Annotated in this window: 23 protein-coding genes; 9 read left to right on the forward strand and 14 right to left on the reverse strand. The window is 74.1% G+C overall.

Annotated elements, in window-relative coordinates; all coding sequences use genetic code 11:
* Positions 1–119: 119 nt before the first annotated feature.
* Positions 120–539 carry an ATP-binding protein gene (locus tag ACIQVZ_RS26910; protein WP_350882018.1) on the reverse strand — a complete coding sequence of 140 codons (420 nt, stop codon included), beginning with the start codon at positions 537–539 and terminating at the stop codon, positions 120–122.
* A gap of 165 nt (positions 540–704) precedes the next feature.
* Positions 705–1046 (reverse strand): anti-sigma factor antagonist BldG, encoded by a 342-nt coding sequence (bldG, locus tag ACIQVZ_RS26915; RefSeq protein ID WP_049659132.1) that lies wholly within the window; start codon positions 1044–1046, stop codon positions 705–707.
* Positions 1047–1267: 221 nt separating this feature from the next.
* On the opposite strand from bldG, the gene ACIQVZ_RS26920 reads away from it, so the two are divergent.
* On the forward strand, positions 1268–3739 hold the full coding sequence (locus tag ACIQVZ_RS26920) for a DEAD/DEAH box helicase (RefSeq protein ID WP_402453330.1): 2472 nt from the start codon (positions 1268–1270) through the stop codon (positions 3737–3739).
* Here ACIQVZ_RS26920 and ACIQVZ_RS26925 read toward each other — a convergent pair.
* From ACIQVZ_RS26925 to ssd, 7 genes are all read right to left on the reverse strand, one after another.
* Positions 3734–4234, reverse strand: coding sequence for an Rv3654c family TadE-like protein (locus ACIQVZ_RS26925; protein ID WP_402453332.1), 501 nt, complete (start codon positions 4232–4234; stop codon positions 3734–3736). The genes ACIQVZ_RS26920 and ACIQVZ_RS26925 overlap by 6 nt on opposite strands.
* Positions 4222–4581, reverse strand: a complete 360-nt coding sequence (locus tag ACIQVZ_RS26930) for a TadE family type IV pilus minor pilin (RefSeq protein WP_350882011.1) — start codon at positions 4579–4581, stop codon at positions 4222–4224. Before ACIQVZ_RS26930 ends, ACIQVZ_RS26925 begins: the two co-directional genes overlap by 13 nt.
* Before the next feature lie 268 nt (positions 4582–4849).
* Positions 4850–5122: a DUF4244 domain-containing protein gene (locus ACIQVZ_RS26935; protein ID WP_402453334.1), complete on the reverse strand. Its 273-nt coding sequence runs from the start codon at positions 5120–5122 to the stop codon at positions 4850–4852.
* 136 nt (positions 5123–5258) lie between these two features.
* A complete protein-coding gene (locus ACIQVZ_RS26940; RefSeq protein ID WP_402453335.1) occupies positions 5259–5858 on the reverse strand; it encodes a type II secretion system F family protein in 600 nt (199 codons plus the stop codon).
* A gap of 182 nt (positions 5859–6040) precedes the next feature.
* Positions 6041–7027, reverse strand: coding sequence for a type II secretion system F family protein (locus tag ACIQVZ_RS26945; RefSeq protein WP_402453336.1), 987 nt, complete (start codon positions 7025–7027; stop codon positions 6041–6043).
* A gap of 210 nt (positions 7028–7237) precedes the next feature.
* A complete protein-coding gene (locus ACIQVZ_RS26950; RefSeq protein ID WP_402453337.1) occupies positions 7238–8491 on the reverse strand; it encodes a TadA family conjugal transfer-associated ATPase in 1254 nt (417 codons plus the stop codon).
* Positions 8492–8586: 95 nt separating this feature from the next.
* Positions 8587–9711, reverse strand: a complete 1125-nt coding sequence (gene ssd / locus ACIQVZ_RS26955; RefSeq protein ID WP_350882003.1) for a septum site-determining protein Ssd — start codon at positions 9709–9711, stop codon at positions 8587–8589.
* Between the two features lie 726 nt (positions 9712–10437).
* Here ssd and ACIQVZ_RS26960 point away from each other — a divergent pair.
* Positions 10438–11337, forward strand: a complete 900-nt coding sequence (locus ACIQVZ_RS26960; RefSeq protein ID WP_402453338.1) for an HAD family hydrolase — start codon at positions 10438–10440, stop codon at positions 11335–11337.
* A 430-nt stretch (positions 11338–11767) separates the two neighbouring features.
* Here ACIQVZ_RS26960 and ACIQVZ_RS26965 read toward each other — a convergent pair whose 3' ends face one another.
* On the reverse strand, positions 11768–12658 hold the full coding sequence (locus ACIQVZ_RS26965; protein ID WP_402453339.1) for an oxidoreductase: 891 nt from the start codon (positions 12656–12658) through the stop codon (positions 11768–11770).
* 219 nt (positions 12659–12877) lie between these two features.
* Between ACIQVZ_RS26965 and ACIQVZ_RS26970 the strand changes: the two genes are divergently transcribed.
* The 7 genes from ACIQVZ_RS26970 (at position 12878) to ACIQVZ_RS27000 (ending at position 22884) form a co-directional block, all read left to right on the forward strand.
* The gene (locus ACIQVZ_RS26970; RefSeq protein ID WP_402453341.1) at positions 12878–13885 is read left to right on the forward strand and encodes an ATP-binding protein; all 1008 of its coding nucleotides are present in this window, start codon (positions 12878–12880) and stop codon (positions 13883–13885) included.
* A 455-nt stretch (positions 13886–14340) separates the two neighbouring features.
* The gene (locus ACIQVZ_RS26975; RefSeq protein ID WP_402453342.1) at positions 14341–16770 is read left to right on the forward strand and encodes a SulP family inorganic anion transporter; all 2430 of its coding nucleotides are present in this window, start codon (positions 14341–14343) and stop codon (positions 16768–16770) included.
* 242 nt (positions 16771–17012) lie between these two features.
* On the forward strand, positions 17013–18968 hold the full coding sequence (acs, locus tag ACIQVZ_RS26980; protein ID WP_350881993.1) for an acetate--CoA ligase: 1956 nt from the start codon (positions 17013–17015) through the stop codon (positions 18966–18968).
* 403 nt (positions 18969–19371) lie between these two features.
* A complete protein-coding gene (gene nhaA, locus ACIQVZ_RS26985) occupies positions 19372–20748 on the forward strand; it encodes a Na+/H+ antiporter NhaA (protein WP_402453343.1) in 1377 nt (458 codons plus the stop codon).
* A 187-nt stretch (positions 20749–20935) separates the two neighbouring features.
* Entirely contained in the window at positions 20936–21412 is a 477-nt protein-coding gene (locus tag ACIQVZ_RS26990) for a phage holin family protein (RefSeq protein ID WP_063348673.1), read from the forward strand.
* 95 nt (positions 21413–21507) lie between these two features.
* Positions 21508–22527, forward strand: a complete 1020-nt coding sequence (locus ACIQVZ_RS26995) for an alpha/beta fold hydrolase (RefSeq protein WP_402453344.1) — start codon at positions 21508–21510, stop codon at positions 22525–22527.
* Between the two features lie 144 nt (positions 22528–22671).
* Complete coding sequence (locus ACIQVZ_RS27000; protein ID WP_350881986.1) at positions 22672–22884, forward strand: hypothetical protein; 213 nt, start codon at positions 22672–22674, stop codon at positions 22882–22884.
* Between the two features lie 69 nt (positions 22885–22953).
* Here ACIQVZ_RS27000 and ACIQVZ_RS27005 read toward each other — a convergent pair whose 3' ends face one another.
* The 4 genes from ACIQVZ_RS27005 to nth all read right to left on the reverse strand — a co-directional run bounded on the left by ACIQVZ_RS27005 (position 22954) and on the right by nth (position 26673).
* Positions 22954–23655: a metal-dependent hydrolase gene (locus tag ACIQVZ_RS27005; protein ID WP_350881984.1), complete on the reverse strand. Its 702-nt coding sequence runs from the start codon at positions 23653–23655 to the stop codon at positions 22954–22956.
* Between the two features lie 150 nt (positions 23656–23805).
* Entirely contained in the window at positions 23806–24990 is a 1185-nt protein-coding gene (locus tag ACIQVZ_RS27010; protein ID WP_350881982.1) for a MarP family serine protease, read from the reverse strand.
* Between the two features lie 46 nt (positions 24991–25036).
* A complete protein-coding gene (locus ACIQVZ_RS27015; protein WP_350881981.1) occupies positions 25037–25804 on the reverse strand; it encodes a CoA pyrophosphatase in 768 nt (255 codons plus the stop codon).
* Positions 25801–26673 (reverse strand): endonuclease III, encoded by an 873-nt coding sequence (nth, locus tag ACIQVZ_RS27020; RefSeq protein WP_350881979.1) that lies wholly within the window; start codon positions 26671–26673, stop codon positions 25801–25803. Before nth ends, ACIQVZ_RS27015 begins: the two co-directional genes overlap by 4 nt.
* Between the last annotated feature and the right edge of the window lie 23 nt (positions 26674–26696).

Consider the following 26696-nt stretch of genomic DNA (forward strand, 5'->3'; position numbering starts at 1 on the left):
ACGCCAGGTTCAACAGCGTGTGTCAACGCGCCCCGAGGACTGGCCCAAGGACTGAGCCGAGAACCGGGCCGGCGCCTGGATCACCTGGGGCCGCACGAGGCACGCCGGAGGTCGGGCCCTCAGACCACCACGGACTCGACCGAGACCGGCCAGCTCATCCGGATCAGGCCGCCGTCCGTGCCGTTGGTGACCTCCAGGTCCTCGACCAGGCCGGTGATCACCGCGAGGCCGAGGGTGTCCTCGTCCGGGTCCGCCTCCTCGGCGGCGCCGGGGGCCGGGACGGCGGCGGGGCCGGCCTCGTCCTCGACCTCGATGAGGAAACGCTTCTCCTGGTCGGTCAACGCGACCCGAACCGTGCCGCCGATGCCGCCGCGCTGGTGCAGGCCGACCGCACGGGAGCAAGCCTCACCGACCGCGAGCCGTACCTCGTCGAGCACCGACTCGTCGACCCCGGCCCGTCTCGCGACGGCCGCGGCGACCAGCCGGGCCGTTCGCACGTGCTCCGGAAGCGCGCTGAATCGAAGTTCGACGGTTGCCATCTCTCCCCTTCGGGGTGCTCCGACCGGGGCCGACGATGCGGCCCCTGCGGGCCGGCGAAACCGGCCCCTGGGCGGCCGGGAAGCACCGGGGCCAGCAGGCCCCGGCACCCCGGACGCGTGGGACGAACGGGCCGGCCACCACGGGCACGGGCCGGCCCGGCCGCGTCAGTCGGTCGCGTTGACCGCGTCGTCCACCGAGGTGTGGATCGGGAAGACCTTGGTCAGGCCGGTGATGCGGAAAATCTTCAGGATGCGCTCCTGGTTGCAGACCAGGCGCAGCGAGCCCTCGTGGGCACGCACCCGCTTCAGACCGCCCACCAGCACACCGAGGCCGGTCGAGTCGAGGAAGTCAACGCCTTCCATGTCGACGACGAGGTGGTACTTGCCGTCGTTGACGAGCTCGACCAGCTGCTCCCGCAGCTTCGGGGCGGTGTACACATCGATCTCGCCGCCAACCTCGACGACCGTACGATCGCCGACTGAACGGGTCGACAGGGACAGGTCCACGGAACCTCCAGCACCTTGCCTTGCTACGTCATGTGCGATCCTCGGCCGGCCGGCCGCCACCGCATGGTCGCGAGCCCGGGCGCACCCAGCCACACGTGGCAAGCCTCGGCGCTGCGACCCACGGCCATCCGGCCGTCACGGCCACATTCAACCACCTGCGACCATGCCCGCACGATGGCTTACGACGATTCTGCGTCACGCCGGTGACACACTGGGTCCTCATGCCGCCCCGACACAGCCTGCCCGAGGCACTGCTCACGACCCTGTCCACCAGCCGGGGGCGGTCCGATCGGCTCACCCATACGGAGCACCTTCCCGCCCGACCTGCGCGTTATGCGCCGTGGCCCGAGTCGATCCGGTCCGAGATCGTGGCCGCCGCGCTCGCCGTCGGTGTGGATCAGCCCTGGGCGCACCAGGCAGAAGCGATGAAACTGGCCAAAAGCGGTCAGACTGTGGTGATCGCCACAGGCACCGCCTCGGGCAAGTCGCTCGGCTACCTGGCCCCGGTCCTCAGCGACCTGCTGGACGGCACCGAGGCCCGCAACGGCCGCGGCGCCACCGCGCTCTACCTCGCCCCGACCAAGGCGCTCGCCGCCGACCAGCGCCGCCGGGCCGCCGAACTCGCCCCACCCCGGGTCAGACCCGCCCTCTACGACGGCGACACCCCGCCCGAGGAACGCGAGTGGGTCCGCCAGTACGCCTCGTACGTGCTCACCAACCCGGACATGCTGCACCGCGGCATCCTGCCCGCCCACGCCCGCTGGGCCTCCTTCCTCAAGGTGCTGCGCTACGTGGTCGTCGACGAGTGCCACAGCTACCGGGGCGTGTTCGGCTCGCACGTCGCCCAGGTGCTCCGGCGGCTGCGCCGCGTCTGCGCCCGATACGGGTCGTCACCCACCTTCCTGCTCGCCTCCGCCACCACCGCCGACCCGGCCGCCACCGCCGAGCGCCTGACCGGCCTGCCCGCCCGGGCGGTCACCGAGGACGCCTCGCCGCGCGGACCGATGGTCTTCGGCCTCTGGGAGCCGCCGCTGACCGAGAACGTCGGCGAACACGGCGCGCCCGTCCGCCGCACGGCCACCGCCGAGGCCGCGCACCTGCTGACCGACCTGGTCGAGCGCCAGACCCGCACCGTCGTCTTCGTCCGCTCCCGCCGGGCCGCCGAACTCGTCGCCCTCCAGACCCAGGACCAGCTCGGCCGACCGCTCGCCGACCGGGTGGCCGCCTACCGCGGCGGCTACCTCGCCGACGAACGCCGGGCCCTGGAACGCGCGCTGCACACCGGCCGACTGCTCGGACTCGCCTCCACCTCCGCTCTCGAACTCGGCGTCGACGTCTCCGGCCTCGACGCCGTCCTGATGGCCGGCTACCCCGGCACCCGGGCCTCGCTCTGGCAGCAGGCCGGGCGGGCGGGCCGCGAGGCCCAGGGCGCGCTGGCCGTCCTGATCGCCCGGGACGACCCGCTGGACACCTACCTGGTGCACCACCCGGAGGCGCTGTTCGCGGCGCCCGTCGAAGCCACCGTGCTCGACCCGGACAACCCCCACGTGCTCGCGCCGCACCTGTGCGCGGCAGCCGCCGAACTCCCGCTCACCGACGCCGACCTGGAGCTGTTCGGCCCCTCCACCGCGCCGCTGCTGCCCGTCCTGGAACGGCGCGGCCTGCTGCGCCGGCGCAGCGACGGCTCCTGGTACTGGACCCGCCGCGAACGCGCGGCCGACGCCGTCGACCTGCGCGGCAGCGGCGGCAGCCCGGTGCAGATCGTCGAGGCCGACACCGGCCGCCTGCTCGGCACGGTGGACGCCGCGGCCGCCCACACCACCGTCCACACCGGGGCCGTCCACCTGCACCAGGGCCGCACCTTCCTAGTCCGGGAACTCGACCTGGAGAACTCGGTCGCCCTGGTCGATCCGGCCGACCCGCCGTACACCACGGCCGCCCGCGACATCACCTCCATCTCCGTGCTCGACACCGACACCACCGTCGCCTGGGGCGAGGGCCGGCTCAGCTTCGGTTCGGTGGAGGTGGTCAACCAGGTGGTCGGCTACCTCCGGAAGCGGATCTCCACCGGGGAGATCATGGGCGAGAGCAAGCTCGACCTGCCGCCCCGCACGCTGCGCACCCGCGCGGTCTGGTGGTCCGTCACCGAGGACCAGCTACTGGACGCGGACCTTCCGCTCGACCAGCTGCCCGGCGCCGCCCACGCCGCCGAACACGCCTCGATCGGCCTGCTGCCACTGTTCGCCACCTGCGACCGCTGGGACATCGGCGGCGTCTCCGTCCCGCTGCACCCCGACACCGAACTGCCCACCGTGTTCGTCTACGACGGCCACCCGGGCGGGGCCGGCTTCGCCGAACGCGGCTTCCAACGGGCCGTCGAGTGGCTGACGGCCACGCGCGAGGCGATCGCCTCCTGCGAGTGCGAGCGCGGCTGTCCGTCCTGCGTCCAGTCACCCAAGTGCGGCAACGGGAACGAGCCGCTGGACAAGGCCGCGGCCGTCCAACTGCTGGACGTCCTGCTGGCCGGCGCCCCCAGGACGGCAGGCTCCAGGACGGCAGGCTCCAGGACGGCAGGCTCCGGGACGGCGGACCCCTCAGCGAGCTCCGAAGCGAACCACGGGTCGGACCCCGGGAAGGACTCCGGGACGAAGCCCGAGCCGAGCGCGGACGGTGGGCCGTCGACCGGCTCATGAGCCCGCCGCCGACCCGCCGGTCGACCCGCCGAGGCCGTCCTCGGCGGCGGTGACCGCGGCCCGCACCGGCCCGGCCCGCGCCCTCGCCCGTGCCGGGCCGACCGGCAGACGCGCCGGCAGCCCACCGACCGTCACCTCGGCCACCACCTCGACGGCGTCCCCCGTCCGGTCCACCGTGCAGGACACCAGGCCAGCGCCCTGCGCGGAGGCGATCCCCTCGGCCCGCCCGCACCCGCCGTCCGGATCCAGCAGCAGCCGGTCCGCGGCCGCGAGCGCCGCCAAGTCGGCGGCGGACTCGGCCCGGTGCCGCGCGGCGACCACCGCTCCGACCGCGATCGTCCCGGCGAAGACCGCCGTGCCGAGCATCGCCAGGGCCAGCAGCCAGACCGTCGCCGAACCGGCGTCCGGCCCGCGCCCACCGACGGCGGCCGCCCGGGCGGTACGCGTCCTCGCCCACCGCCGCGCCCCCGACCGCACCCCGGTCAGGTCGGCCATGAACCACCACCTCCCGCGATTCCCGCACCTCCCGTGACCCCCACGAGGGTGTCCTCCCGCGCCGCCACCGCGGTCGCGCCCAGCCGCACCGCGAGCAACCCGCCGAGCCTGCCCGGCGCCCCGCACAGCGCGTCCACCTCCACCCGCACCACCTCCGCCGCCATCGCCACCCGCACCTGAGCCCCCGGCGGCGCGGCCGCGCGGGCGAGTTCGGCGGCGTCCGCCTCCCCGCGTGCGGCCGCCCTGGCCCCGACCCTGGCCGCGTCCACACAGCGGATCTGCGCGGCCGCCGCCAGCACGCCCCAGATCAGCATCGCCGCGAGCAGGACGAGCGCCGGCAGGGCCACCGCGGTCTCCGCCGTGACGAAGCCCGCATCACCGCGCCGGCCCGGCCGCAGCGACCACGCCCGCCCGCCACCACGTGCCGGCGCCAGGCCAGGGCGGACCTTCGGCCTCCCGCCATCCACCCGAAGGCGGCGCGCGGCGGCGTCGGAGGGACACGATGCGGTGGGGGCGCCTCCCGACCGAAGGCCAGGGGCCACCAGGCGGCCGATGGCAACGCGACCAGACGCGTTCCCCAACGCCGCCACGCAGGCGGGAGTTCGCGGACGGTCGCTAGGTCGCATGAAGCGCCCGTTCCAGCGAATCGGTCAGCACCCCCATGATGGTCGCGCTGGTCACCACCTTGTACAGCCCGGCCGCGAGGGCACACGCGGCCAGGGTGCCGACGGCGTATTCCGCCGTGGTCATCCCGGCGTCCGACCGGCCCCGGCTCCGGGCCATCCCGCGCATCCGGCGGGCGGCCCAGCGGCTCCTGCGCCGCCACACCCCGGGCGCGTGCCGGAGCGCGAGCCCGCTGCCGGGCCTCGTCGCGATCACTGCGGTCATGAATCTCTCCTGTCTCCGAAATACGAAATACCGAATACCGATGCCCCGCCGTACCGATGCCCCCGACGCCTACGCGGCTGCCGCCAACGCCGCCGCCCTCGGCTTCGCCGCCGATCCGCTTGGCGCGGCCCCTCGTTCACCCGCCCTGGGCAAAGCGGGCGGTGAGGCCGATGACGACCGGCACCACGCCGATCAGGACGAAGGCCGGGAGGAAGCAGAGCCCGAGCGGAGCGGTGGCGAGCACCCCCGCCCGGCGGACCCGGGCGTGGGCCGCCCGGGCTGCCGCCGTCCGCCGCCCCTGCGCGAGCCCGATCAAGGGCTCGGCCGCCGGAGCCCCGCCGAGGCTCGTCCGGACCAGGCAGCGCGCCAGCGGGGCCAGCGACGGGTGCTGCTCGCCCAGACGGCTCCAGCACAGTTCCGGCGGCGCGCCCAGGGCCAGTTCGGCACCGATCGCGACCAGCCGGGGCCCCATCGGCGCCCCCACGCTCCGACCGACCGCCGACACCGCCGCCGAGGGTGAGGCCGCCGAACCGAGGCAGGCCGCCAACAGCTCCGCACTCAGCGGGAGTTGCCTGCTCAGCAACTCCTCCTCCAGGACCGCCCGCCGCTCCGTCGGGGACCGCACCCGGGCCGACCACCGGTGCACGCCCGCCGCCAGCACCGCCCCGACGACCACCCCGACGGCGCCGCCCAGCAGCACCGCCGCGCCGACCCCGGCGCCCGCCGCCAGGACCACGGGCCGCCAACGCCCGCCGCCTCCACCACTACCGCCCGGAGCCGACGCCCTCGCCCCCTCCCCCGGCGCCACTCGCACCAACACTCGGCCGAGCACCCGCCGTTGTCGCGCCCGCCCGCGCACCAGCACCACGCCGGCCACCACCACCGGACCCCCGGCGATCAGCCACCCGAGTCCCCGGATCACCCCGACACCACCTGCGCCCGCGTCCGGACCCGCGCCCGTACCCGTGAGAGCCCGCAGCTCCCGCCGCCACCAGCACCCCGCGCCCCGGCAGCCCACCGGGGTGCCTCCAGGGCGCCCCGAGGGCCCTCAGCGCCCTGAGCCGCCGCCCGGACGATGCGCGCCGTCCAGAGCACACCCAGGCCCTCCAGTGCCGCGCCCGCACCGAAGCACCCCAGCCCAGCCGGCGTGTGCAGCAGGACGCCCACCGGCCGGGCCCCGAGCGCCGACCCCAGCAGCAGCCCGGCGGCCGGCAGAGCCGCCAGGACGGCGATCGTGGTCCGCGGCCCCGCCAGTTCCCCGGCGATCTCCTCCGCCAGTGCCCGCTCACCGCGCAGCGCCTCCGCCACCCGGTCCAGCGCGACGGCCAGCCCCGACCCGCCGTCGGACGCGACCCGCCAACAGGCCGCGATCGCCGACGCCCCGCTCCCGCCCGGCAGTTCGGCGAGCAGGTGCAGCGCGGCGGGCACGTCCCCGCCGTACCGGCCCGCCGCGAGCCGCGCCACCGGCTCCCCGCCGAGCCGGTGCAGCCCGTCCGGGTCGGCCGCGAGGCGGGCCGTGACCAGGTGCAACGCCTGCTCCGGCGTCGCCCCGCTGCGCAACTCCCCTGCCAGCCCCGCGCAGAGCTCCACCACGGCGGCCGCCCGCCGCCCGGCCTCCACCGTCACGCGCCGCCGCAGCCGCCACCGCCGCAGCGGCAGTACGGCCAGCCCGGCGGCGAGCACCGGCAGCGGCGAGGAGGTCGCCTGCCCGGCGGCCAACCCCACGGGCAGGAGCAGCAGTTCGGGCGCCCGCCAGTCGAACGGTCGGGGCCGGGCGCGCCCCGCAGTCACCGCCGGCGGGCCCGGCACCGGAACGGGCGGGGGCCCACTGCCGGCCAGCACCAGCCTGAACCGGCGCCCGCCCGGCAGCTGCTCCTGCACCGCACGCCACGCGGCGACGGCCACCAGGCACAACACCAATGCCCAGCAGAAAGAACTCTGAATGCCCATCACGTCAGGACCCTCCCGGTCGTCGGTCTTTCCTGTTCCACGCCCCGAGCAGTGCCAAGGCGCCCACCACGCACCCGCCCAGCAGCAGGACGAACGCGAGTTCCGCCACCCGCACAGCCGCACCCGCACCCGCACCCGCACCCGCCAACCCGGTCACCGCCGCCGTCACGTCGGCCCCGCCCCGAGCGACACACCACGCACCGCCAGCAGCCCGACCAGCCGCTCCCAGCCCGCCCCGGGAACCAGCCCGCCCGAAACCGGGAACTCCACCGCGGGGGTGGTGACGGCCAGCCCGTCACGGCCGGCGGCCAGCGTGTGGATCTCCGCCACCCGGCGGCGCCCCGAGCCCGGCTCCCTGACCAGGTGCACCACCAGGTCGAGCGCGGCCCGGAGTTGGCTGTGCAGCGCGGGCCGGTCGAGCCCAGCGAGCGAGCCCAGCGCCTCCAGCCGGACCGGCACGTCCGCCGCCGTGTTGGCGTGCACCGTGCCGCAGCCGCCTTCGTGCCCGGTGTTCAACGCGGCCAGCAGATCCGACACCTCGGCCCCGCGGACCTCTCCGATCACCAGCCGGTCCGGACGCATCCGCAGCGCCTGCCGGACGAGGTCCCGCAGGGTGAGCTCACCCAGCCCCTCCTGGTTGGGCGGTCTGCTCTGCAACCGGACCACGTGCGGATGGGCCGGCCGCAGTTCGGCGGAGTCCTCCGCGATGACGATCCGCTCCTGAGGCCCGACCAGGCCGAGCAGGGCCGCGAGCAGCGTGGTCTTGCCCGTGCCCGTCCCGCCGGACACCAGCAGCGACAGCCTGGCCCGCAGGATGCCGGCCAGCAGGCCGGCGCCCTCCGGCGGCAGTGCCCCGCCCGCCACCAGTTCGTCGAGCGTGAACGGCTGGGGCCGGCAGACCCGCAGCGAGATGTGCGTGCAGCCGGCCGCGATCGGCGGCAGCACGGCGTGCAGGCGGGTGCCGTCCGGCAGCCGGGCGTCCACCCAGGGCCGCGCGTCGTCCAGCCGCCGCCCGGCCGCGGTGGCCAACCGGTGGGCCAGCCGCCGTACCGCCTCGGCGTCGGCGAACCGGATTCCGGCGGCCCGGTGCAGACCGCCGCCACGGTCGATCCACACCTCGTCCGGACCGTTCACCAGGACGTCCGTGACATCGGGCGCCGCCAGCAGCCGCTCCAGCGGGCCCGCACCCACCAGTTCGGCGCGCAACGAGCGCACGGTGTCCAGGACTTCGTCCCCGCCGAGCGGCGGCCGGGTGGCCCGCAGCACGGCCGCGACCGACCCCGCCGTCGGGGCGGCACCCGACTCGGCCAGCCGCAGCCGGACCGCGTCCACCAGCTCCGCCGTCCGCTCCTCCCGGGCGGTGCGCCCGTACGGGCAGGGGTGGCGCGGTACTTCGGGTGGCCCGCCGGGCGGCGGCACGCTCCTGAGCGGCCGGTGCTCCCACGCACCGTCGCCCCGACTCTTCGGACCGCCCCCCGCCCGCACGGTGGGGCCTGTTCTGCGCAGACGGACCATCAGTACACACCTCCTCCGACCACCGGCACCGGCGGCAACACCTCGTCCAGGAAGGTCTCGCAGAAGCGCGCGAGCGGGCCGCCGTCCCGGATGCCGGGCGGGACGCCCTTCTCGACGTCCTCCGCCAGGCCGGGTTCCGGCTTCAACTCCCCCGCGAGCTCCAGCCGCAGCCCGCGGGCGATCCGGTGGGCCGGGAGTCCGGAGGTGCGCGGCGACCGCACCACCGCCCGGACGTCCCCGAGCCGCATCCGGGCGGCCGCCGCGACCCGGTCGGCGGCGGCCACCGCGCGCAGTTCGGCCGGCACCACCAGGAGCGCCAGGTCGGACTGCTCCAGCGCCTGCCCGGCGGCCGCGTCGAGATGGCGCGGCACGTCGACGACGACCAGCCCGCCGCGCCGCCGGGAGGCGGCCAGCACGCTGCGCATGGCCTCCGGCGGCACGGTCAGGGTGTCGCCGCGGTCCCAGGACAGGCAGGAGAGCGCGGAGAGCCGTTTGAGCACCGGTAGCGCCCTGGCCAGTTCGACCCCGCTGACCCGCCCGCGCGAGCCGGCCAGATCGGGCCAGCGCAGCCCGCGGGCCGCCTCGCCGCCGAGCAGGATGTCGAGGCCGCCGCCCAGCGGATCTCCGTCGATGAGCATCGTCCGCCGCCCAGCCCGCGCGGCCGTGACCGCGAGGGCGCAGGCCAGGGTCGAGGCCCCGGCCCCGCCCCGGCCGCCGAGGACAGCGACGGTGAGCGCCGGGGAACCGGCACCCTCGGCCGCGTCGGCGATCCGGTCGAGCAGCCAGGCCTCGGCGTCGGGGAGGAACAGCACGTGCTCGGCGCCGAGTTGGACGGCTCTGACCCACACCCCGGCGTCGTCGAGGTCCAGCCCGAGCAGCAGCACCCCGCCGCGCCGGCCGAGCCCGGAGCACCGGGTGGCCTGGTCGTCCCCGATGAGCACCAGTGAGGCGCCCTCCCAGAGCTCGCGCGGCGGTGGTGCGCCCCGGATCAGCCTCGGTTCGGTGCCGGCGGCCGCGCAGAGCCGCAGCAGGTGCTCGGCCAGGCCCTCGTCCTCAGTGACGACGAGCGGGCCGCTGGCCCCGGGCCCTTCGGTGGTGCTGTGGTCGGCGATCGGCGTCGACATGGTGGGCTCCCCTCTGCGCCGACGGCCGCCAGGGGCGGTCCGGGGCGCACGTCGGACGGTTCCGGCGGACGGCCGCCCGGCAGACCTCGTGGGAGAGAGGGAGATGAGATCCGCCCGGCGACCGCCGCCGACCATCACGGTGGGGGGAGATCGGGATTCCGTCATCCACGATGCGAATCCCTGTGGATAACTCGTGGGCTGTGGAGGAAAACGTTCACCCGGGCGAGGGATTAATCGTCAAGGAATTGACGATCGGGGATCACGGATGTGAACCGGAAGCCCGTCGCACCTTCGTCGGCCACTCGGCGGACCGTCCCGGCCGCCGCTCGGGCACCCCGCCGCAGCAGCCCGCCCCACCGATCGGAACCAGCCGAACAGCCATGGACAGCCATGAGCAAACAGCGACGCAGAGTGACGAAAGGTGGTCAGTGGACCAGGGTGTCTACACCCCCTGTACACCGTCGACGGGGCGGCCGCGGCGCTCGCCGCGAGGGGCCTTCAGGGCCTAAAAATGGCCCCGGACGTGCGACGACCCCCGCCGGGGGGGAGAGCGGGGGTCGTCTATCCACAGCCCGACTCGGGGGGGAGGAGCCGGACCGGGTTAGCACGGTCGCGAACGATCCGTGACTTCCATGGTGTACCCGAGCGGCCAGAAACACAAACCCGCACGCCCACGGGTACACCGAATGGCGGCCTGTTTTGCGGCTCCCTCTATCCTCGGTTCCCGTGGACACCACCGAGAACGCCGACGACCACGCCGACGAGTCCCCGGGCGAGGCCACCGGGCCCGCGCAGACCCGCTCACCCGTTCGCCCCAGGCCGGGCGGGCCGCGCACGGCGGCCTTCTTCGACCTGGACAAGACCATCATCGCCAAGTCGAGCGCGCTGGCCTTCAGCCGCCCCTTCTACCAGGGCGGTCTGATCAACCGTCGGGCCGTACTGCGGAGCGCGTACGCCCAGTTCGTCTTCCTGGTCGGTGGCGCGGACCACGACCAGATGGAGAAGATGCGCGAGTACCTCTCCTCGCTCACCCGGGGCTGGAACGTCCAGCAGGTCCGCGAGATCGTCGCGGAGACGCTGCACAACCTGATCGACCCGATCATCTACGACGAGGCCGCCTCACTGATCGAGCAGCACCACGCGGCCGGTCGGGACGTGGTGATCGTCAGCAGTTCGGGCTCCGAGGTGGTCGAGCCGATCGGCGCGCTGCTCGGCGCGGACCACGTGATCGCCACCCGGCTCAAGGTCGAGGAGGGCTGCTACACCGGCGAGATCGAGTACTACGCCTACGCCGAGAACAAGGCCGCCGCCATCCGGGAGTTGGCCGAGTCCGAGGGCTACGACCTGACCGCGTCCTACGCCTACAGCGACTCCTCCACCGACCTGCCGCTGCTGGAGGCCGTCGGCCACCCGTCGGCGGTCAATCCCGACCGCGCGCTGCGGAAGGAGGCGCAGGCCCGGGAGTGGCCGGTGCTGGTCTTCGACCGGCCGGTGGAACTGCGGCGGCGGCTCCCGGAGTTCTCCGCGCCGAGCGGCTCGGTGCTGACGGCCGTGGCGATCGGGACGGCGGCCGTGACCGCCGGGGTGATCTGGTACCTGGCCCACCGGCGCCGCCCGGAGGCCTGAGCCACCCGCCGCGGGCCCCCGCCACGCGGGCGCCTGCGGGCTCCGCAACGCAGGCAAATCAGACAATCAGCACAGAGTTCTCTTTTCGGGTTCCCCTTTCGCCCGAAACGCGATACAAATGAAGCACGGCCCGCGAGACCCGGTCAGGACCCGAAGAGGTCAAACCGACAACGCAGTTAAGGCCCCACGGACCGCGTGTACAGATAACCGAGCACCCACATGCAGCCGACCCGCTGTCGGGCCGCTGGACCAGACGAACGGGCAGGATCCCCGTCTGATCAGCACTTCCGGTGCATGCATGGTCACCCGGTATCTGCACCAGCGGCGGCACCAGGCAGGATCGGGTGCCGCCGCATCTTCGTGCCGGAAGCGCCGGGAAGTGCCAGAAGCGCCCGCGCCCCCGCCGCGCCCGCGACCCGACCGGCCGCGCTCAGACCATCCCGCGCTGCATCGCCTCGCAGACCGCCGTACTCTCCCGCACCCCGAGCCGCAGCGCCCGCCCGCAGTGCGCGATCCAGGCCGCCATCCCCTCGGCCGTGCCCGCCAGGTAGCCGGCCAGGGCCCGCCGGTAGGCGTCGGTGCCGAGTTCCGCCAGCCCGACCTCGGCCGGGCAGATCGACTTCGGGTCGAGCCCCTCGGCGAGCAGCACGATCCGCTGGGCAGCCCGCGCGATCACGCCGTTGTGCGCCCCGAACGGCCGCAGCGCGAGCAGTTCGCCGTGCACCACGGAGGCGACCACCAGGGCCGGCGTCCCCACGCCCTGGCCCTCGGCGCGTGCCACCAGCAGCCGGGAGAGCTGGTCGAGCCGGGCCGCGACCTCCTCCGCGCCCGGGGCGGGCGGCAGCACGGGCAGCGGTCCGTCCACCTGGACGACCTCGACGCTCTCCACCGGCTCGAGCCGCAGCGGGAACAGGTCCTCGACGCCTTCACCCGTACGGCGGGGCCGCCCGGCGGACGGCTCGCCGTCGCCGACGGCGAGCAGGTGCAGCCGGGCCAGCACCTGGAGCGGCGAGTGCCGCCAGATGCTGAGCAGCTGGCCGGCCTCGGCGGCGATCCGCAGGGCCGCGCCGACCGTCCGGGCCTCGGGGTCCGCGCTGAAGTCGCTGCGGCGCCGGACCTCCTCCAGCGGCCAGTCCGCTCCGGCCAGCGCCGCCGACGCGCGGGCGCCGCGCAGCGCGGACTCGGAGGTGACCTCGGCCGCGCGGCGGCGCATCACCCGGTGGCCGTAGAGCCGGTCGACGGCCTTGCGGACCTCGGCCACGGCGTCGGACACCCCGGGGAGCTGGGCCAGCGGGGCGAGGGGATCTGTTCCAGTACTCACCTACCCGAGAGTAATGAACAGCCGCCCCCTCCCGGAACAGCAACCCCGGATCACCCGTTAGAGGCAATCCTCACTTCCCTCCGCCGAGGAGACCCAAACCCCGGCTAGCATGGCCACTATCGGAGACGATAACTATTTCCAATTAGGGCGCCTCGGCATGTGCGGCCCCTGAACAGGTGGCCCCCGAGCGCGGGCCCAGAGCGAGAGCCGGAGTCCCAGATGAAGATCGCCTTCGTCGGCAAGGGCGGCAGCGGGAAGACCACGCTGTCCGCACTGTTCATCCGCCATCTGGCCGCAGCGGGCCGACCGGTCATCGCCGTCGACGCCGACATCAACCAGCACCTGGCCCCGGCCCTGGGTCTGACGGATGCCCAAGCCGCGGAGCTGCCCTCGCTCGGCGCGCACCTGCCGGAGATCAAGGAGTACCTGCGCGGCAGCAACCCGCTGATCCGCTCGGCCGACGAGATGATCAAGACCACGCCGCCCGGCCGGGGTTCGCGCCTGCTGCGGATCGTCGAGGAGAACCCGGTCTACGCCGCCTGCGCCCGCCCGATCGCCCTGGACGAGGGCTCGGTCCGGCTGTTGGCGACCGGCGCCTTCACCGAGGAGGACCTCGGGGTGGCCTGCTACCACTCCAAGGTCGGCGCGGTGGAACTACTGCTCAACCACCTGCTGGACGGCCCCGACGAGTACCTGGTCACCGACATGACGGCGGGCTCGGACTCCTTCGCCTCCGGCCTGTTCACCCGCTTCGACCTGACCTTCCTGGTGGCCGAACCGACCCGCAAGGGCGTCTCCGTCTACCGCCAGTACAAGGACTACGCCCGCGACTTCGGCGTCCGGCTGCGGGTGATCGGCAACAAGGTGCAGGGCCCGGACGACCTGGCGTTCCTGCGCCGGGAGGTCGGCGACGACCTGCTCACCACCTTCGGACACTCGGACTGGGTGCGCCGTCTGGAGCAGGGCGCCGAGCCGCCGCTGAAGTCGCTGGAGCCGGCCAACCGGGCCGTCCTGGAGGAGCTGCGGACCGAGGCCGAGTCCGCGTACGGGCAGCGGGACGTGCGCCGCTACACCGAGCAGGCCGTGCTCTTCCACCTGCGCAACGCGGAGAGTTGGGCCAACGCCAAGGTCGGCATCGACCTCGCGACCCAGGTGGACGAGACCTTCGTGCTGGGCGGGCTCGGGGTCGGCGGCGAGCGGCCCGCCCCGGCGGGTGCGCGCGCCTGACGCCGCTCCGCCCGAACGGGCCGCGGCCCTCCCCCCTTCCCCGGGGAGGGCCACGGCCCGTTCCGCACGTCCGGACCGCCCGGCGCCACCGAGCGCCCGGCCGCCCTCAGCTCCGCCAGCAGATTCCCAGCGGTTCGAACACCACCCAATGGGGTGAATCGGGGGGTTTTGCCCTTCCCTCCCGAAATGACGCTGTGCAAAGCTTTCATTACCCTCGGTTTACCGAGTCTTGATGGTCCGTCCCGACGGCCCTCGGCGAGACGTCCCGCACCTCGCCCAGGTCCCTGGCGGGCCCTGATGGTCAAGGTCCGGCCGGTGACACCCGCACTCCCCGCCGCGCCCTCGCCATCCCGCCACACCGTCGCGACCCACGACAGCCGATCCGCCCCGGAGCCCCACCCCGGACTCACCGCCGGACCTGACTGCGTTCGTTCCCCCGGACAGACGGGAAGACAATGACCCTCGACATCTCCAGCGCCCCCATCGCCTCCGACACCACCGACCACGCACCACCGGGCCCCGGCACCAAGGCCCGCTGGGCCCAGGACCTCTCCGCCTCCCTGGTGGTCTTCCTGATCGCCGTGCCGTTCTCCCTCGGCATCGCGCTCGCCACCGGCGCCCCGCTCACCGCCGGCCTCGCCGCCGCGGCCGTCGGGGGCATCGTCGTCGGACTGTTCGGCGGCACCCCGCTCCAGGTCAGCGGCCCCTCCGCCGCGCTGACCGTGATCACCGCCGGTCTGATCGTCCAGTACGGGTGGCGGGCCACCTGCGCCATCACGCTGGCCGCCGGGCTGCTCCAACTCCTGCTCGGCGTGCGCCGGGTGGCCCGGACCGCGCTCGCCGTCTCGCCCGCCATCGTGCACGGCATGCTGGCCGGGGTCGGACTCACCATCGCCATCGCGCAGCTGCACGTCGTCCTCGGCGGCTCCCCGCAGAGCTCCGCGATCGCCAACCTCCTCGCGCTGCCGGGCCAGTTGGCCGGGCCGCACCCGCCCGCGCTGCTCGCTGGATCGGTGACCGCGGCCGTCCTGCTGGGCTGGCCCCGACTCGGCCGACTCCCCGGCCGCGCGGGCGAGTTCGGCGCCAGGCTGGCCAAGGTGCCGGGCCCGCTGGCCGCCGTCGCCACCGCGACCGCGCTCGCCCTGGCCCTGGACCTGCGGCTCGCCCACATCGGGCTGCCCGCCTGGCAGCCGCACGCCCTCGTGCCCGCGCTGCCGCACGGCCCGCTGGCCGGAGTGCTGGCCGCCGTCCTGACCGTCACCGCCGTCGCCAGCGTGGAGTCGCTGCTGTCCGCCGTCGCGGTCGACCGGATGTCCCGCCGCACCGGCGACCTCGACCGCGAACTGCGCGGCCAGGGCCTGGCCAACATCGTCAGCGGGCTGGTCGGCGGGCTGCCCGTCGCCGGCGGCGCCGTCCGCAGCACCGCCAACGTGCGGGCCGGCGGCCAGAGCAGGTGGTCCTCGGTGCTGCACGGCGTCTGGGTGCTCGCCGCCGCACTGGCGCTGACCGGCGGGCTGCGCCGGATCCCGCTGGCCGCGCTGGCCGCGCTGGTGCTGGTGGTCGGGCTGCAGATGGTGAGCTTCGCGCACATCCGCAACGTGCACCGGCACCGCGAGTTCCCGGTCTACCTGACCACCGTGCTCGCCGTGGTGGCGCTCGGCGTGCTGTGGGGCGTCGCGCTCGGCGCCGGCACCGCCGTACTGCTCGCGCTCTACCGGCTGACCCGCGCCCACGTGGACGTGCTGGCCGGCCCGGCGGGCGCGGTCACCGTCCAGACGCACGGGCCGCTCACCTTCACCGCCGTGCCCCGGCTGAGCCGGGCGCTGGCCGGGATCCCCTCCGGCGCCGAGGTCACCGTGGTCCACGACGGCTCCTTCCTGGACCACGCCGCGTACGAGACGCTGCACAGCTGGCGGACGGGCCACCAGGCCGCGGGCGGCCGGGTCTCGATGGTGACGCGCCGCAGCGACGACGAGGTGCTCGACCCCGACGGCACCGTCCGGGCGGGCAGCTCACCCGGCCCGCACCGCTGCCGGGCCTGGACGCCCTGGGTCGGCCACCACTGCGTCGAGCAGCAGGAGGATCCGCACGGCCGACTGCTGGACGGTGTCCGGGTGTTCCAGCAGCACACCGCCCCGCTGATCCGCCCCGAACTCGCCCGGCTGGCCCGGGAGGGGCAGACGCCCTCCCAGCTCTTCCTGACCTGCGCGGACTCCCGGATGGTCACCAGCATGATCACCAACAGCGGGCCGGGGGACCTGTTCACCGTCCGCAACGTCGGCAATCTGGTGCCGGCCCCGTACGAGCCCGGCGCGGCCGACGACTCGGTGGCGGCCGCGGTGCAGTACGCGGTCGAGGTCCTGGAAGTCGGATCGATCACGATCTGCGGCCACTCCGGCTGCGGCGCGATGAAGGCCCTGCTGGACGGCGTGCACGAGCGCCCCGGGCCGCCCACTCCGCTGGCCCGCTGGCTGCGCAACGGCCGCGGCTCGCTGGACCGGCTCCGCCGGGTCCCCGCCGGGTTCGACGCGCGGCCGGTGGTGGACCTGGTGGAGCAGCTCTGCATCACCAACGTGGTCCAGCAGTTGGACCAGCTGCTGGCCAACCCGGCCGTGGAGCGCCGGGTGGAGGAGGGCACCCTGCGACTGGTCGGGATGTACTTCGACTTCGCGACCGCCCAGGCCTACGTACTCGACCGGGCCGAGGGGACGTTCAGTCCGATCGAGGCGCGCATCGGGACGGCGGCGGCCGGAACCACGGCCGGCCGGGCAGCGCCAGGGGCGCCGCCGAGCGGGCCGCTGGCGGGCGACACGCCCGAACGGGTGAATGAGGACGGCCGGGTTCCCGCCGGCGGCACCGAGGACGGCCCCCGGCTGGCCGCCTGAGAGCCGGGCCCGTGTCCCCGCCGGGCGGGCCGGGGCGCGGGCCCTCCGGCCGTCGTACGGCGCACCGCCCAGAAGCGGTGCGCCGTACGATGGTCCGTTCGACAGCCGGTCAAAGGTCTACACCAATTACCCGGAGGCTCTTGTCAAGTGCCCCATTCGCCTGGTGAGCTGTGCGCTGGGACACACGGGACAATCCCCACGCACGGGATCGTCTCCGATCATGACTCGATGAGGAGTGCGCGTTGAGCAACGAGAGCCTGGCCAACCTGCTCAAGGAGGAGCGGCGATTCGCTCCGCCGGCAGAGCTCGCCGCCGCCGCCAACGTCACCGCGGCCGCGTACGCGCAGGCCTCCGAGGACCGCCTGGGCTTCTGGGCCGAGCAGGCCCGCCGCCTCAGCTGGGCCGTCGAGCCGACCGAGACGCTGGACTGGTCCAACCCGCCCTTCGCCAAGTGGTTCGCCGACGGCAAGCTCAACGTGGCCTACAACTGCGTCGACCGCCACGTCGAGGCCGGCCACGGCGACCGGGTCGCGATCCACTTCGAGGGCGAGCCCGGCGACAGCCGCTCGATCACCTACGCCCAGCTCAAGGACGAGGTCTCGCAGGCCGCCAACGCGCTGCTGGAGCTCGGCGTCCGCAAGGGCGACCGGGTCGCGGTCTACCTGCCGATGATCGCCGAGGCGGTCGTCGCGATGCTCGCCTGTGCCCGGATCGGCGCCACCCACTCGGTGGTCTTCGGCGGCTTCTCCGCCGACGCCGTCGCCTCCCGCATCGAGGACGCCCAGGCCAAGCTCGTCATCACCGCCGACGGCGGCTACCGCCGCGGCAAGCCGTCCGCGCTCAAGCCGGCCATCGACGAGGCGCTCACCAAGGTCGACGGCGTCGAGCACGTCCTGGTGATCCGCCGCACCGGGCAGGACATCTCCTGGACCGAGGGCCGTGACGTCTGGTGGCACGAGATCACCGCGCGCCAGTCCACCGAGCACACCCCCGAGGCGCACGACGCCGAGCACCCGCTGTTCATCCTCTACACCTCGGGCACCACCGGTAAGCCCAAGGGCATCCTGCACACCTCGGGCGGCTACCTCACCCAGGCCAGCTACACCCACCACGCGGTCTTCGACCTCAAGCCGGAGACCGACGTCTACTGGTGCACCGCCGACATCGGCTGGGTCACCGGCCACTCGTACATCGTCTACGGCCCGCTCTCCAACGGCGCCACCCAGGTCATCTACGAGGGCACCCCGGACACCCCGCACCAGGGCCGGTTCTGGGAGATCGTCCAGAAGTACGGCGTGACGATCCTCTACACCGCGCCGACCGCGATCCGCACCTTCATGAAGTGGGGCGACGACATCCCCGCGAAGTTCGACCTGTCCTCGCTGCGGGTGCTGGGCAGCGTCGGCGAGCCGATCAACCCCGAGGCGTGGATCTGGTACCGCGAGCACATCGGCGCCGGGAAGACCCCGATCGTGGACACCTGGTGGCAGACCGAGACCGGCGCCATGATGATCAGCCCGCTGCCGGGCGTCACCGAGACCAAGCCGGGCTCGGCCCAGCGCGCCCTGCCGGGCATCGCGGCCACCGTGGTCGACGACGAGGCCAACGAGGTCCCGAACGGCTCCGGCGGCTACCTGGTGCTCACCGAGCCGTGGCCGTCCATGCTGCGCACCATCTGGGGCGACGACCAGCGCTACATCGACACCTACTGGTCGCGCTTCGCGGGCCGCTACTTCGCCGGTGACGGCGCCAAGAAGGACGAGGACGGCGACATCTGGCTGCTCGGCCGGGTCGACGACGTCATGCTCGTCTCGGGCCACAACATCTCCACCACCGAGGTCGAGTCGGCCCTGGTCGGCCACCCGTCGGTGGCCGAGTCCGCCGTGGTCGGCGCCGCGGACGCCACCACCGGCCAGGCCATCGTCGCCTTCGTGATCCTGCGCGGCGGCGCCACCGAGAGCCCGGAGCTGGTCGAGGAGCTGCGCGCGCACGTCGGCCGCACGCTCGGCCCGATCGCCAAGCCGAAGCAGGTCAAGGTGGTCGGCGAGCTGCCGAAGACCCGCTCCGGCAAGATCATGCGCCGTCTGCTGCGCGACATCGCCGAGGGCCGCGAGGTCGGTGACACCACCACCCTCGCCGACAGCACGGTGATGAGCCAGATCCAGGCCCAGCTGCCGCCGGCGGGTGGCAACGGCTGAGCCGGCCGGCACGGTGAAGCGTGCCCCGGGCGGTGGTCACCGCCCGGGGCACAGCCATGCCGTGGGTCCGAAGCCCACGTCCGGTCGGCCTCCGGGGTGTGCTGCGGGGCGGCCGGGAGCAGGCGGTGCCCCGCGGCCAACGGTGCCGCGTTCACCCGTCCGCACGCGGCCTGGGCCATTCGGGTGCCGCGCCACTGCTCCTCCGGAGTGCAGAACCAGCCCGTAGGGCTTAAGTCCTTGAATAGGACAATCCGGATGTCACCCGAACGATCCCCTAGACTGTTAACGACGCATCAAGATCCCTGGACGGGAATCCGAGCGTCACAGGGCGCGCCGGGAAGTCTGGTCGGCAACTGCACCACCCGTGCATCCGTTGCCGCTCCCAGCCCCTCAGGAGGTCCTCGTGACCGACCAGCCGCCCGTCCACGAGCCGACGACCCGCCGCCGGCAGCTGCTCGGCCGGCTGTCCCTGCCCGAGCGGACGTTCATCACCGACGCCCTGCGCACCGAGACCGTCGGCGGCGTACTGCTGCTGCTCGCCGCCGTGGTCGCACTGGTCTGGGCCAACGTCTGGCCGCACGCGTACGAGAGCGTCCTCGACTACACCGTCGGGCCGTCCGCCCCGCTGCACCTCGACCTCACCCTCGGCAACTGGGCCAAGGACGGCCTGCTGACGATCTTCTTCTTCGTGGCCGGGATCGAGCTCAAGCGCGAGTTCGTCGCGGGCGAGCTGCGCACCCCGAGCGCCGCGCTGCTCCCGGTGGTGGCCGCCGTCTGCGGGGTCGCGCTGCCGGCGATCCTGTTCGCCCTCGTCAACTCGGGCAGCGGCGGTCACCCCAGCGGTTGGGCCATCCCGACCGCCACCGACATCGCCTTCGCGCTCGGCGTGCTGGCCGTGGTCGGCAGCCACCTGCCATCCGCCCTGCGCGCCTTCCTGCTCACCCTCGCCGTGGTGGACGACCTGATCGCGATCCTGATCATCGCGGTCTTCTACAGCTCCGGCATCAAGTTCTGGGCGCTCGGCCTGGCCTTCGCCGGCCTGGTGCTGTTCTGGTTCCTGCACCGGCGCGGGGTGCACGGCTGGTACCTGTTCGTGCCGCTGGCCGTCGTGAACTGGGCACTGATGCACGAGAGCGGCATCCACGCCACGGTCGCGGGCGTCGCGATGGGCCTGATGCTGCGCTGCCACCGGGAGGGCGACGAGCAGCACTCCCCCGGTGAGCACATCGAGCACCTGGTCCGCCCGATCTCGGCCGGCCTGGCCGTCCCGGTGTTCGCGCTGTTCGCCGCCGGGGTGACGATCTCCGGCCCGACGCTGCGCGAGGTGTTCACCCAGGCCACGCCGCTCGGCATCGTCATCGGCCTGCTGGTCGGCAAGACGGTGGGCATATTCGGCGGCACCTGGCTGGCCGCCCGGTTCACCCGGGCCGAGCTGAACCCGAAGCTCAAGTGGGCCGACATGTTCGCGGTCTCGGTGCTCGCGGGCATCGGCTTCACCGTCTCGCTGCTGATCAGCGAACTGGCGTTCCGCGACGACCTGGCCCTCGCCGACCTCTCCAAGACGGCCGTCCTGGTCGGCTCGCTGCTCTGCGCGACGGTGGCCACCGTGCTGCTCAAGCTCCGCAACCGGCACTACCGCGCGCTGTGCGAGGAGGAGGACCGGGACGTGGACGGCGACGGCGTCCCGGACGTCTACCAGGAGGACGACCCGGCCTGGCGGGCCCGGGCCGCCGGGCTCGCCCCGCGACCCGACGGCGAGGGGCCGCAGACGCCCCGCTGAGGCCCGCCGGCGGCCCGGCAGTGCCCGGACACGTCCCCCCGGCGGGGCCCCGGAGTGGTGTGCGACTGACCGGTAGGGGCATGATTCTGAGCTGTCGACAGTCCACTGACGCCTCCGGGCCCCTCCGGCCCCCCGAACCGCACCACGCGGCGGCGTCACGCCGCACAGCCGCAGAGGAGAACCGCTGATGCCCGCAGGAGCCGCAGACCCGTCCAGCAACGGCCGGGCGCCCTACGAGGGCGAGCGTTCGGTGGGGCAGCTGTTCGCGGCGGCCACCGCCGACCTGTCCGCACTGGTCCACGACGAGATCGCGCTCGCCAAGGCCGAGATCCGGGCGGACGTCAAGCGCGGCGTCTCCGGGGGCGTCTCGCTGGGCGTCGCCGCCGTGGTGGCGCTGGCCGCCGTCCCGATGCTGAGCGCCGCGGCGGCCTTCGGCATCCACGCGCTGGGACTGTCGCTCGGCTGGTCGTTCCTCATCGTGGCCGGCGCCTACCTGCTGCTCGCGGTGCTGCTCGGGCTGATGGCCTGGCGCTCGTTCAAGCGGATCGAGAAGCCGCACCGCACCATCGAGGGCGCCCAGAAGACCGCCGACGTGCTGAAGAACGCCCGGCCTCGGCCGGCCACCAAGGAGGAGATCGACCGGGCCCTGGGCCGCATCCCGTAACGGCCCTTCCGGCGGCGGCGCACAGCCGCCCGCCCGGACCCGCCGGGAGCGAGTACCGGGCGCCGTCCGGCGCACGGATGTGACACGCTCTCGGTATGCCGCTTGACCAGAAGCCCGTGCCCGCGCAGCCGTCCGCCGACTCCGGACCCGACCTGGCACCCGGGGGGGAGCCCGCCGAGGAGAGCCCCGGCACCGCCCCGGACGGCGGCGCCGAGGCCTGGAGCGTCCGGCAGAGCGGCCCGTGGACGCACCGCGACCTCGCGGCCAACGGCGCCCGGTTCCACATCGCCGAACTGGGCTCGGGCCCGCTGGTGCTGCTGGTGCACGGCTGGCCCGAGTACTGGTGGGCCTGGCGCCACCAGCTGACCGCGCTCGCCGAGGCCGGCTACCGCGCGGTGGCGCTCGACCTGCGGGGCATCGGCGGCAGCGACCGCACCCCGCGCGGGTACGACCCGGGCAACCTCGCGCTGGACATCACCGGGGTGATCCGCTCGCTCGGCGAACGCCGGGCGCACCTGGTCGGGCACGCCGCCGGCGGCACGCTGGCCTGGGTGGCGGCGGTGATGCGCCCGTCGGTGATCCAGAGCCTCACCGTGGTCTCCGCCGCGCACCCCCGGGACCTGCGCCGGGCCCTGCTGACCGACCGCCGCCAGGCGGCCGCCTTCGAGCACGTGCTGGGCTTCCAGCGGCCGTGGATACCGGAACGCCGCCTGGTGGCCGACGACGCAGCGCTGGTCGGCCGCTACCTGGACGCCTGGGCCGGTCCGAACCGGCTGGACGAGGAGGCGGTGCACGCGTACCGGCAGGCCATCCAGATCCCCAGCACGGCGCACTGCTCGATCGAGCCGTACCGCTGGCTGCTGCGCTCGATGGCGCGCCCGGACGGCATCCAGTTCGCCCGGCGGATGAAGAAGCCGATCACGGCGCCGACCCTGCACGTCCAGGGCGCGGCGGACCCGGTGCTGCTGTCGCACACCGCGCTGGGCGGCGGCGAGTACGTGGCGGCACCGTACCGCTGGCGGCTGATGCCGGGGGTCGGGCACTTCCCGCACGAGGAGGCCCCGGAGCAGTTCACCGCGGAGTTGCTGGACTGGGTCGGCCGTCACAAGGAGTGACGGCACAGGAGCGGCGAAGGGCCCGCGAGGGAAGGGCCCTTGGTCCCAACTCCCTTGATCTGACGCACATATGACAACCGCATAGGCCAATTTCGACCCGTGCCCGGCGGTTACCTCCACCGGCCCAGGGGCATCCATTCCGGTATGACCTGGATGCCCGATCGCGGCGGCGCCCCGCGCGCCCGACGCCACAACAGCTCCCAGCGCTCCGCCCACCGCCCCGACTGGGCGGACGACCTCGGCTACGACGGCCCCGACCGCCGTCCGCGCCCGGCGCAGCGGCAGCAGCTCGGCATCCCCCGCATCCTCGGCCGGCGCGCCCGCTGGGTCGGCGCACGACTGCGGCGCGAGACCTGAGGCCTCGCGCCGCGTCGTCCGGCCGGTCGGTCCCGTCGGCCGGGTCGGCCGGCCGACCGGTCCCGCCGGTCAGTTCACGAGCGTCGGCGACACCGCGGTGAACCAGAGCAGGACGAAGGTCGCCACCGACATGATCGGCACCAGCACCTTGGTCTCGACGTCGTTGCCGCTGCGCTTGATCAGCACCACCTCGTAGCGCTCCTTGTGCGGCCAGAGCAGCGGCGCGCCCTTCTTGGTCAGGCAGTCGCCCAGCAGGTGCGCCAGGGTGCCCAGCGCCACCGCGTACGGCAGCCAGCCCGGCGAGTTCGGCATCCAGGTGTTCATCCCGAAGGTGCCGAGCGCGGACAGCCCGATGACGGTGATCCAGCTCTCCGGGCGGTCCCCCGGCGGGCAGAGCCGCAGCGCCCGGATCGCGAGCGCGAGCAGGAAGAACGTCAGCACCAGGGTGAAGTTGCGGCCCAGGTAGGTGACGCCCGCCCAGGTGCCGGCGCCCATCAGCGCGACGAACAGCAGCGAGTGGGTGGCGTGCCGGTGCCCGCCGGAGGCCCAGGCCACGAAGCGGCAGAGCGCCTTGGAGATCGGGCCCAGGAAGTTGGCGATCGAGCCGTCGTGGTGGTCGAGGTCCGGCAGCAGGGCCGCCCCCGCGCACAGCACCGTGCCCATCAGTATGTCCGCCGGCTGCAGCGTGGTGTGCAGCAGCAGCGGGGGCAGGAACGGTGCGGAGGCGGCGTACAGCATCGCCCCACTGACCGCGTGCGAGTGACCCATCATCGGACTACCACGACCTCCCGTAAGACTCACTCCGGGACGGCGCCCGGTTGAGCCGAACGGGTGAGCGCGGCAGAGGCTACCAGGGCGGACTGACGGTGTGACGGATATCGGATCGTCGGATCCGGCGCGTCGGACCGCCCCGGGGCCCGGTCAGAGCGCGCAGCCCTGGGTGTCCACCCGGGCGCTCGCGCTGCCGCCCTTCTCCGCGTCCTCCCGCACCTCGGCCGCGGTCAGCACGTACCCGGTGTCGGCACTGTCCAGCGACTTGGCGAACACCACGCCGTAGACCTGGCCGTCCGGGGTGAGCAGCGGGCCGCCGCTGTTGCCCTGGCGGACCAGCGAGCGGACCGAGTAGACGTCCCGGACCACCTGGCCGCGGTGGTAGATGTCCGGGCCGTTGGCCTGGATCCGGCCGCGGATACGGGCCGGCTGGACGTTGAAGGCGCCGTTCTCCGGGAAGCCCGCCACGATCGCGCTGTCGTTGGTCTTCGCCTCGCCCGCGAACGACAGCGGGGGCGCGTTCAGCTTGGGCACGTCCAGGACGGCGATGTCGCGCTGCCAGTCGTAGCGGACCACCGTCGCGTCGTACAGCTGGCCGACCCCGCCGATCTGCACGGTCGGCTCGTCGACCCCGCCGACCACGTGGGCGTTGGTCATCACCCGGTGCGGGGCGAAGACGAAACCGCTGCCCTCCAGGGTCTTGCTGCAGGAGGTGGCGGTGCCGACCACCTTGACCAGGCTCTGCTTGGCCCGCGCCACCGCCGGGCTGCCGGCCAGCGCCGGGTCGGGGGTGTCGACCTGGGTGATCGGCTCGTGCTCGAAGGGGTTGAAGACCTGCGGGAAGCCGTTGCGGGCCAGCACCTTGGAGAAGTCCGAGAACCAGTTCGGCGCGTCGTCGGGCAGCGCGTTCTGCACGCCGCCGAGGATCGCCGAGGAACGGACCTGCTTGGACACCGTCGGCAGCGACGCCCCGGCCAGCGCCGAGCCGATCAGCCAGGCCACCAGCAGCATCGAGACCACGTTCACGGCCGCGCCGCCGGTCGCGTCCAGCACCCGCGCCGGACGGCGGCCGATGTGGCCCCGGAGCTTCCAGCCGAAGTGCGCGGTGACCGCCTGGCCGATCGCGGCGCACACGATCACCACCACCACCGCCACCACCGAGGCCGTGGTGCCCGGGCTGAGGTGGTCGAGCAGCAGCGGCAGCAGTTGGACGGCCAGCAGGCCGCCGCCCAGGAAGCCGACCAGGGACAGGACACCCACGACGAAGCCCTGCCGGTAGCCCGACACGGCGAATGCCACGGCAGCGGCGATCAGCAGCACATCCAGGACGTTCACCCGGACACCCTCCCACGGCCCGCGGCCCGGCCGTGCAGACGGCCCCTCACGTGGGACCGGCGTTGCCGCCGGGCAGCGCCCGGGAGTGGTCGAGATCGCCCTGCACCAGGGCCAGCGCCTCGTCCGAGAGGTCGACGATCCGGGACGGATCCCAGGGCAGCTCCAGCCCGCCGTGATGCAGCACCCGGTCGATCACCCCGGCCGTGAACCCCCAGACCAGCCGCCCGGCCACCGCGAAGGCCGGCCCCACGTGCCCGGACGGGTGGCGCAGCCGCACCCGGTTCGCCGGGTCGGCCAGATCGGCGACCGGCACCCGGAACACCGCGCCGGTCTCGCCCTGGTCCACCGGCCGCACCGGCGACTCCTCGCGCCACCAGCCCAGCACCGGCGTCACCACGAACCGGCTGACCGGGATGTACAGCGCCGGCAGCACCGCGAACACCTGCACCCCGGCCGGGTCCAGCCCGGTCTCCTCCCAGGCCTCGCGCAGCGCCGCCGCGACCGGGCCCGGGCCGTCCGGGTCACCGTCCTGCGGATCCAGCGCACCGCCCGGGAAGGACGGCTGCCCGGCGTGCGAGCGCAGCGAGCGGGCCCGCTCGATCAGCAGCAGGTCCGGCCCGTCCGGGCCCTCGCCGAACAGCATCAGCACCGCCGCCGCCCGGCCGCCCTCCGCCGGCGGCAGGAAGCGGCTCAGCTGCTCCGGCAGCACCCGCTCGGCCGCCTCCCGCACCGGCTCCAGCCAGGCCGGCAGGCCGTCCCCCTCGACCACCCGCACCACCGACGGCTCCGGCGCCCGCCGTGCCTCGCGGGTCACTCGCCCACCGCCAGGTCCGCGATCCGCCCCTGGTGCTCGGCGGCGTCGGCCCGGGCGGCGGCCTCCCCCGGGAAGTCCCCCGGCGGCCTCAGCCGCTGCCCGGGCTGCCCGCCCAGCTCGTACTTGAGCAGCTTGCGCGCCTTCTCCGGGTCGGTCTCGCCCTCCCCGTACGACGGGCAGAGCGGCGCGACCGGGCAGGCGCCGCAGGCGGGCTTGCGGGAGTGGCAGATCCGGCGGCCGTGGAAGACCACCCGGTGCGACAGCATCGTCCACTCCGACTTCGGGAAGATCTCGGCGACGGCCGCCTCGACCTTCACCGGGTCCTCCTCGGCGGTCCAGCCGAACCGCCGGGCCAGCCGCCCGAAATGCGTGTCCACGGTGATCCCGGGCACCCCGAAGGCGTTGCCGAGGACCACGTTGGCGGTCTTGCGGCCCACGCCCGGCAGCGTCACCAGGTCGTCCAGGCGGCCCGGGACCTCGCCGCCGAAGTCGTCGCGCAGGGCGATCGAGAGGCCGATCAGCGACTTCGCCTTGTTCCGGAAGAACCCGGTCGGGCGGATGACCTCCTCCAGCTCCTCCGGGTTCGCCGCCGCCATGTCCTCCGGCGTCGGGTACTTCGCGAACAGCGCCGGCGTCGTCTGGTTCACCCGCAGGTCCGTCGTCTGCGCCGACAGCACCGTCGCCACCAGCAGCTGGAACGGGTTCTCGAAGTCCAGCTCCGGATGCGCGTACGGGTACAGCTCCGTCAACTCGCGGTTGATCCGCCGTGCCCGCCGCACCATCGCCAGGTGCGACTCCGGCTTCCCCGGCTTCACCCCCGGCACGGCCTTCGCCTTCGGTGCCGCCGCCCGGACCTTGCTCTCTGCCATGCACGAAGGCTACGCCGAACGGC

The organism is Kitasatospora sp. NPDC098663, assembly GCF_044760075.1.
GTDB lineage: Bacteria > Actinomycetota > Actinomycetes > Streptomycetales > Streptomycetaceae > Kitasatospora.